Origin of the sequence: Streptomyces sp. NPDC056480, assembly GCF_042795405.1 — a bacterium.
GTDB lineage: Bacteria > Actinomycetota > Actinomycetes > Streptomycetales > Streptomycetaceae > Streptomyces.
In genome coordinates this window covers 1-6,550 of record NZ_JBHTSA010000214.1, presented here as the reverse complement: position 1 = coordinate 6,550, position 6,550 = coordinate 1, and the positions used below count along the sequence as shown (strand labels likewise).

6 protein-coding genes and 1 pseudogene are annotated in these 6,550 nt (G+C 67.4%); 5 read left to right on the top strand and 2 right to left on the bottom strand.

Features of this window, described 5'->3' with window-relative positions; genetic code table 11:
* The first annotated feature begins 453 nt into the window (after nucleotides 1-453).
* From ACFQ79_RS39885 to ACFQ79_RS39875, 3 genes and pseudogenes are all read left to right on the top strand, one after another.
* Complete coding sequence (locus ACFQ79_RS39885; RefSeq protein WP_383593099.1) at nucleotides 454-651, top strand: hypothetical protein; 198 nt, start codon at nucleotides 454-456, stop codon at nucleotides 649-651.
* Nucleotides 652-871: 220 nt separating this feature from the next.
* A pseudogene (locus tag ACFQ79_RS39880) lies at nucleotides 872-997 on the top strand (transposase family protein); the annotation flags it as partial.
* A gap of 103 nt (nucleotides 998-1,100) precedes the next feature.
* Nucleotides 1,101-2,381, top strand: a complete 1,281-nt coding sequence (locus tag ACFQ79_RS39875) for a transposase (RefSeq protein ID WP_383593096.1) — start codon at nucleotides 1,101-1,103, stop codon at nucleotides 2,379-2,381.
* Between the two features lie 41 nt (nucleotides 2,382-2,422).
* On the opposite strand, the gene ACFQ79_RS39870 is transcribed toward ACFQ79_RS39875, so the two are convergent.
* Entirely contained in the window at nucleotides 2,423-3,001 is a 579-nt protein-coding gene (locus ACFQ79_RS39870) for a suppressor of fused domain protein (RefSeq protein WP_383593093.1), read from the bottom strand.
* Nucleotides 3,002-3,512: 511 nt separating this feature from the next.
* Here ACFQ79_RS39870 and ACFQ79_RS39865 point away from each other — a divergent pair.
* Nucleotides 3,513-4,163 (top strand): GNAT family N-acetyltransferase, encoded by a 651-nt coding sequence (locus ACFQ79_RS39865; protein ID WP_383593102.1) that lies wholly within the window; start codon nucleotides 3,513-3,515, stop codon nucleotides 4,161-4,163.
* Between the two features lie 38 nt (nucleotides 4,164-4,201).
* Here the strand turns inward: ACFQ79_RS39865 and ACFQ79_RS39860 are convergent, their stop codons facing one another.
* A complete protein-coding gene (locus tag ACFQ79_RS39860; RefSeq protein WP_383593090.1) occupies nucleotides 4,202-4,969 on the bottom strand; it encodes a GNAT family N-acetyltransferase in 768 nt (255 codons plus the stop codon).
* A gap of 874 nt (nucleotides 4,970-5,843) precedes the next feature.
* Here ACFQ79_RS39860 and ACFQ79_RS39855 point away from each other — a divergent pair.
* The coding region (locus ACFQ79_RS39855; protein WP_383593088.1) for a hypothetical protein at nucleotides 5,844-6,550 on the top strand (707 nt) is incomplete at its 3' end.

The window sequence follows — 6,550 nt, the reverse complement described above, 5'->3', positions numbered from 1 at the left end:
GAGTTGCCTACGTGTCACGACCTCAGTCCTACCGGGTTCCACCCCACGAAAGGCGCAGAACCCAGAATCTGATCACGACATCACACAGGCCCTAGGGTCTACCTGTCTCGGCTTCCCATGCCGACGTCTCAGGGGCACGAGTTAGCTTGTCAGAGGCATCGGCTAACTTGCGGGCCATGGGAATGTCAGGCGGATCATTGACGGCTCGGTCCACAGGGGAACTGCACCAGCTCATGCGGGCGGCCGGGTTCACGGGCATCGACGACACGGAGACGTTGGCCGAGGGCTGGCAGGTCACGGACTTCGCCGACGCCGGACGGCGCAGCCTTGCCAACCTCGTCGAGCGAACGGGGGCACCGGCCGTCATGGTGTCCTTCCTCGACAGCGATGTGGGCTTCATCGAGGCCCTCACGCCCGACGTGCAACAGCTGGGAGGGCCTGCTCAACCGGGAGTTGGCGAAGAGCTACGAGATACACCTGGAGCAGTTCCCCATCGAACCGGCCGTGGCGGGCGCTCTCGTCTGGTCGGCCGCTGCCGGACTGACACCCGACGCGGTAGCCATCCGGCAGACGCTCACCGGGTCGGCCCTGTTCGCGGAAGAGCTCTCTTCAGCCCTCATGGTCGCCCTGGGGCTGCCCGGCGCAACCTAGCCCTCAAGCCAGGACCTGGGAATTACGTGAACTTACCCCTGGGGAATAGCGGGCTCTGGCGAAGATCGTGTGATCGGGCCCGTGGTGCCAGGGTCTCCTGAGACGATGTCAGGCGTGCAGTCCGCGGAGCCTTGAGGCGCTTCTCCCACATTTGGCCGGTGTCGTAATCGAGTTCGTTCAGCAATCGGCAGCGCAGATCGTTCTGCATGCCCGTGCGCGAGTGGTCAGGGCGAGGTGCCCGCACTGTTCCAGGACGTCGGGGCGGGTGCACGGGCGGTACGTCCGGCGCCTGGCGGATGCGGTGATCGGGGGCAAAGCCGTGGTCAACGAGCTGCTCGTACGCCGCTTCCGCTGTCTAAACGAGGTCTGTACAGCGGTGACATTCGTCGAGCAGATCGAAGGGCTCACCACGCCGCACGCCCGCAAGGCCCCCGCTGCTGCGGGCGGTATTGCTGTCCATAGGCTGCGCGCTCGCCGGCCGACCCGGCGCCCGCCTGGCCGCGGTCCTGGGCATCCGCGTCGCCAAGGACACCCTGCTCCACCTGCTTCGTACCATGCCCGACCGGCACGAGGGGCGGGTGCGGGTGCTGGGTGTCGACGACTTCGCGTTACGCAAGGGCGATTCGTACGCCACCGTCCTGGTGGACGTGGAGGCCCGCCAACCCGTCGACGTGCTGCCGGGCCGGGACGCCGAACCCTTGGCCGCCTGGCTCGCCGGGCACCCGGAGGTGGAGACTATCTGCCGGGATCGGGCCGGCGCTTACGCCGAAGGCGCCAGAAGCGGTGCTCCCCAAGCCATCCAGGTTGCCGACGGCTGGCACCTGTGGCGGAACCTCGCCGAGGCCGTGAAGAAAACCGTTGGCTCGCACCAAGCTTGCATCCGTTCGGTGTTCGTGACGACTGCGGCCACCGAGCCCGGCACGGCCGTCGGCACGACCGAGCCGCTCAACCCTCCGGACGGGACGCACGACTGCCTGGGCCGCCCGCGACGCCTGGTCGCCCGCACCCGGGAACGCTTCGCGGCGGTGCAGGAACGGCTGGCCGAGGGCAAGTCGCTGAGGGCAATCGCCCGGGAACTGCGGTTGGACCACTCCACAGTGCGCCGCTTCGCCCGCGCCGGCAGCATCGACGAGCTGCTGACCAGGGCGGTCAACCGGCAGTCCATCCTCGACGCGTACAAGCCGTATCTGCACCAGCGGTGGAGCGATGGCTGTCACGACATCCCCCGGCTCCACCGCGAACTCCGGGACCTTGGTTTCCCTGGTGACATCCAGACCGTGCGCCGCTACCTCCGGCCGTCGAAGGAACGCGGATTCCCCCTGGCACCCCGGGCCGCCCCGCGGCCCCGCCGAGTGGTCCGCTGGAACATGACCGACCCGGACGTTCTACCCGCCGGTGACGCCCAGGAGCTCAAGGAGGTCCGGGCCGCCTGCCTACACCTTGACGCCGCGGCCCGACACGTCCGCGATTTCGCCGCCATGCTCCAGGAGCGACGCGGAGACCTCCTGCCCGACTGGATGGACCGCGTCCTCGCCGACGACCTGCTGGCTCTGCACTCCCTGGTCACCGGCCTTCGCCGGGACCAGGACGCCGTCGTCGTCGGCCTGTCCAGCTCCTGGAGCTCGGGCCAGGTCGAGGGCCAGGTCACGCGAATCAAGCTGATCAAGCGGAAGGGCTACGGCCGTGCCAGCCTTGATCTGCTCCGCAAACGGATCCTTCTGGTGAGCTGACCCAAGCCCCGTCGCCTTCTGTGCCGTCCGGCTACGGCAGGTCAGGCCACGGAGGCTCGCTTCGGATCGGCCGGGTCGATCGCGTGCTCCTCGAATCGATCCTCAAGTGCCTCCAGGCCGTTCTCCCGACGGAAGCCCTTCTCGGCTTTGGTGATCGGCAGCAGCCACAGGGTCTGGGCGTGGGCTCCTCCGTCCCACTTGCAGATCTCGAACTCTGGGCCGAACGGGTAGGGCAGGCTCACCAGGTACTGGTCGCATTCCGAGTCGTCGAGCCATGGCCTGCCGATCGGAACGGTGTGCCCGACATCGAGTCGTTGGTGGGCCGGCCCGCAGTGGTAGTACGCGTTCATGGTGAGGCTCTCCAAGTTGAGCCACTCGTCGCGCGGCGCCGCGAGAACGAATTCCACCCCGTGACCGTCGTGCTGAGCTGCCTCCCAGCAACCTGACGTTACATACAGCCACCAACCTCCAGGGTAGGCGGGATGAACCCGGAATACCCGAAATCCGGGCACGCGCTCCTCGATGGGCCCGTCGACACCCAGGACCTCATCGATGACGCGACCTGGCAGCGTCTTGCGAAGGTGATCGTGAAGAGCGGAACGCGCTGTGCTGTCCGACATCCGATCATGATGCCGGAGACTTTCGGCGGCTTCGAGGACCGGGGCCCAGGGCCAGACCCGCCCGATCACAAGATCTTCGCCAGAGCCGGTTTTGGTGACCGTTCTACCTTGCATCGAGTGCCTGACGGGCTACCGTTCGCTCATGGACACCCTTCGCCATGAGGCTCTTGAAGCGTGGATGAAAGAGCACCGGTACAGCTCCAACAGCCTCGCCAGGGCGGTGAATTCAGGCCTCGATGAGCTCACCGGGAAGGCCGGGACCAACGACGGCCGACATGTCCGGAAGTGGCGTTCTGGCCGGGTCCGCTTGCCCAATACGGCAACCCGCCAGGTCCTGGCCGACCTCTCCGGAAGGGGCGCCGTCGACTTAGGGTTCGTGCCACGGAGCCGAACCTCGCCGGCTGCCGCACCTCAGGAGGACCCCGTGTACCGCCGCACTCTCGTCGCCGGAGCACTGTTGGCGGCCGTTGCTGCTGCCGCTCCGGGCGCCGCCTCAACCCGCAAGATCGGCATGAGCGACGTCGGGCGTCTGCAGGACAAGTTCTCCGCTGTGGTCGCAAGCTCGGCACCCCCGATCGAACTCCGCTCCTTCAGCGAACTCGAAGCCGTTCGAGGCGACCTGTTGGACGTGTACGCAGAAGTCAGGGCACCACTTCTCCACCTTGCGAACTACGCGGTCAGCGCCTTCGGCGAGCGGCTGGACCGGCACGGCGCAGAGGACGGCTTTCAGGCGGTTCTCGCCTACGAGGGCGGCCACCCGGTGGGCTACGCCTACGGCAACCAGATCGAGAACGGGGACCGGTACTGGCAGCGCATGAACCCGGCGCCCAGCGAGCAGTACACGGCGCGCTCAGCCGTCGCCCTCAAGGAGATCGGTGTACGGCCCGCATGGCGCGGTACCGGAGTAGCGCGACGCGTTCACGACGGGTTCCTTTCCAGCCGGGACGAGCGGTACGTGACGCTGATGGGCAACGAAGCGGCCGGAGGCGGCAAGGTCCACGCCCTGCACCGGTCATGGGGATACGAGGACCTCGGCCACAGCCAGCCGTCCCTGGCGTCGCCGCGCCTCACGGTGATGATCCGGCCGACGAGGCAGGCGCTTCAAGCGGGCCCGTCGGGTCGTGGTGCGCATCCTGACTGGCTGCTGCGATCAGAACCGTGAAGCAAAGCGGGGCGGAGGGCCCGTGGAGTCGGGTTGGTTCAGCGGGTGATGGCGTGTTCGGTGTACTGGCCGCAGGAACGGAACCCCAGGCGGCTGTAGACGGGCTCGCCGTCGGCTGAGGCTTGGAGGACCGCGATCCGGTGGTCTCGGTCACGGGCCGTGCGGAGTGCCGCGAGCGTGATGGCGCCACCGTAGCCACGGCGGCGGTGGGCGGCCAGGGTGGAGATGTTGTAGATGCCGACGACTCCCGCGTGGTAGAACACTTCGGCGGAGCAGACGGGACGTTTCTCCACGTAGCCGACCAGGTACCGGGCTGGACACTGTGCTGCCAGTGCCCGCGGGGAGGCCTGGGCGAAGAAGCGGCGGACGGTGTCAGCGGGCGGGTCCCAATTCGCGGCGAGAACCATGGCGTAGTCGGCGAGCTGTTCGGGCGTGGTCACCCTTTGGATGTCCAGGCCCTCGGCGGCAGGAGGAGGCAGGGTGGTGTCGTCCAGTTCGGCCCACATCGCCGTCTCGCGTTCGGACGCCGGCAGACCGGCCGCCGCCAGGCGGGTGGTGAGGTCTGGTGGTGTCGAGGCGGGCCCCACCCACCAGGAGAAGGGGCGGCCGGTGCGGGCCAGCGTCCGAGCGGTCTCGGTGATACGCGCCATGGCGCCGTCTGCGGTGAAGCGGGCCGCGGCGACGATGTTGAACGTGTCGTCGTCCAGGCCGCTGTCCGCGACCAGGAGGTCGCCGGCCTCTGTGACGGTCGCACCGGTCATGCTCCGGTGCAGGTGACAGGCGTGTTCGGCCAGGTTTTGTTCCATCCTGTCCAGCACATCGGCTTCATCAACAAAGTGATCGTTCATAGCGGTTGCTCCCGCATGACTGGGCGGAGATCTCATGCGATTTCCGGCCGCCGTCGGCAGTATCGCGAGGGACTTCGCGGCTGTACTGCCATCGCCTTACCCCCGGCTTACCACGTAGGCTACAGGCCACTACGCCGAACTCACCAAGCGGAGTTATGGCCTCGTGACGGCCTGGGCGCCTGATGGTCAGCCCGCTGGTGACGGGAGCGTCGAAGAGTGAGGCATCAGCTTCGCCGACTTCTTCAAGGAGCTCCCGATGCCTCCGCCCGCTCCGCGCCGGCCCCTCCGCGGCCGTGCCGGTGAAGCCGGCCGCCGTCGCCCCTCCCGCTGATCGGCCGGCAATCGACGACACCGGACAGGGCCGGGGCCGCCGGGTTCGCGGAGACCTTCCTGGGCGTGAAGGCGGAGGCACTGCTCGGAATCGCGGCGAGTCTCTTGCGGGTCGTGTCGACCCCGGCTTGTGACCCTCCGGAGACGACGGGAGCCGTATGGCCTCGCATGAAGCTCAACGCGTCGCGCCGCCCACCCGTCGCGTGGGCGGCAGCGTCGCGCTGAGACGCTGCCGTCGGCGATGTGAAGGACGCCGAGTGGGAACGGGTGCGACCGCTCCCGTCGTCTGGCGACAGGTGCGGCGGGTAGTGGTGGATCGCCGGCAGTTGCTCGAGACCGCCGACGGGACACCGCCGGCAGGTCGTAAGGGTCTGCGATGGAGACGAGGGAAATTGCGCTGAATCAGCATTTCTATCCAGTTGTCAGTGGTTGACAGTAGGGTCACGGCATGCGGGCTCCGGAGCGAGGAGCCCCTGATGGCTTGCTCGGGGTGTGAGGCTAGGTGGGGCTGGCGGGCGGGGCTGCGGACAAGGCGGGTAACCGGTACGAGGACTGGTGGACCGCGTTGCGGGTGGCGGAGTTGCTGCGGGGGCGGGCATCGCGTATTCGGCTGGAGCCCCCTGGGGCGGCTGGTGCCGGGATCGAGTTCGAGCTCAAGGCGGACGACGGCACATGGTGCGAGCAGGTGAAGGACGTCCCTTCGAAGAAGGGGTCGTGGACCCTGGATGCTGCGGGGAAGATCCTCAAGGCGGTTACAGGGCATCTCGCGGAGGGCAAGAAGGTGCGCCTCGTACTGTCCACGGGGGCTCCTGAACTGCATGATCTTTCTGAGCGGGCCCGTGCCGCCGAAACACTTGCCGAGTTCGAGGAGATCGTCACCAAGGCGCAGCTTCCTCAGTTCGTGCAGGTGCTCGGGAACTGGTCTGTGGACGGGGTGTCGGTCGAGCGGGAAGTCGGCTGGCGGTACCTCCAGGCCGTTCACGTGGCGCACTACTCACCCGAGGCGCTGCGCCGACTGGTGATCTCCGAGTATCAGCTGCTGTTTGTCGGCGATCCGGAAGTGATCGTCAGGCAGCTGAGTGGATATCTCGACGAGCACCTGCATCAGCGCCTTAGCTTGAATTTAAAGGTTTTCCCTCGGCTCGTTGGGTCGGGGGTTGTCCTTTTTGTGGTGGTGTTTGCCGACGGGGTGGCGGGGTGCGGGGCTGG

Coding starts and splice junctions, on each gene's coding strand:
- ACFQ79_RS39870 (WP_383593093.1), bottom strand. CDS start 3,001: ATGTCGGACAGCACAGCGCGTTCCGCTCTTCACGATCACCTTCGCAAG.
- ACFQ79_RS39865 (WP_383593102.1), top strand. CDS start 3,513: ATGAGCGACGTCGGGCGTCTGCAGGACAAGTTCTCCGCTGTGGTCGCA.
- ACFQ79_RS39860 (WP_383593090.1), bottom strand. CDS start 4,969: ATGGAACAAAACCTGGCCGAACACGCCTGTCACCTGCACCGGAGCATG.